At 72.2% G+C, this 1,073-nt stretch carries 1 protein-coding gene and 1 pseudogene; both read right to left on the bottom strand.

Going from position 1 to position 1,073, the window contains the following annotated elements; translation table 11 throughout:
• Window positions 1-21: 21 nt before the first annotated feature.
• Window positions 22-336, bottom strand: coding sequence for a chorismate mutase (locus E2E34_RS34470; protein ID WP_138905736.1), 315 nt, complete (start codon window positions 334-336; stop codon window positions 22-24).
• Between the two features lie 11 nt (window positions 337-347).
• Window positions 348-1,055 (bottom strand): annotated as a pseudogene (locus tag E2E34_RS34465) (helix-turn-helix domain-containing protein); the annotation flags it as partial.
• Window positions 1,056-1,073 lie beyond the last annotated feature (18 nt).

Below are 1,073 nucleotides of genomic sequence, written 5' to 3'. Positions count from 1 at the left end.
GGGTGCGGCGGGGTCCGCCCGTCAGGACTTCGCGATCGTCTCGTGGTGGCGGATGACCTCCGCGATGATGAAGTTGAGCAGTTTCTCGGCGAAGGCCGGGTCCAGTTTCGCGCTCTCCGCGAGTTCGCGCAGCCGGATGATCTGACGGGCCTCGCGGGCCGGGTCGGCGGGGGGCAGCTGGTGCTGCGCCTTGAGGTGGCCGACCTGCTGGGTGCATTTGAAGCGCTCGGCGAGCATGTGGACGACGGCGGCGTCGATGTTGTCGATGCTGTCGCGCAGCCGGCTCAGTTCGGCGATGACGGACTCGTCGATCTCGCTGGATTCGCTGGAGGTCATGGTCAGCGAGCTTACGTCGGCCCGGTGGCGATGGTCGGCGGGTGTTCGGGATCTGGGATCCGGTGGCTCCATCCGCCGTGTACGGCGCGGCCCTGCTGCTCCCGGAAGCGGACCGGGGCCAGGCCGACGCGGCGGGTGAAGAGGCGGGAGAAGTAGGCGGGGTCGTCGTAGCCGACGCGGCGGGCGACGGCGGCGACGGGCAGCTCGGTGGCGACGAGGAGTTCCTTGGCGCGGCCGAGGCGGATGCCGAGGAGGTAGTCCTTGGGGCTGCATCCGGCGCCCCGGCGTACGGCGGCGCGCAGCGCGGCGGGGGTCATGCCGTGGCGGGAGGCGTGTTCGGCGACGGACAGGGGCTGGAAGGCGTCGCGGGCGAGGGCCTGCAGGACGGGGTCGCCGTCGGCTCCCATGTCGGCGCGGGCGCGGCGCAGGGCGACGAGGAGTTCGTGGACGGCGGCACCGGTCTCGACTTCGAGGAGCGGGTTTCCCCGGCGGGCGGCGCGGGCGATGCGGCCGACGGCGGCGCGGGCGGCGGCGGTGTCGGTGAGGGGGACGACGGGGCGGTCGGGTTCGATGTAGCCGAGTTCGGTGTACGTGGCGGTGGCCGGGCCGGTGAAGTCGACGAAGCTCTCGTCCCAGCCGGTGGCCGGGTCGGGCCCGTAGTGGTGGGGTGTGCCGGGTATGAGCCAGATCAGCGCGGGGGCGGTGACGGCGATGCGCCTGTCTCTTTATACACATCT

The sequence above is a fragment of the Streptomyces albidochromogenes genome (genome assembly GCF_005981925.1).
GTDB lineage: Bacteria > Actinomycetota > Actinomycetes > Streptomycetales > Streptomycetaceae > Streptomyces > Streptomyces albidochromogenes.
This window is presented reverse-complemented; position numbering and strand designations above follow the sequence as displayed.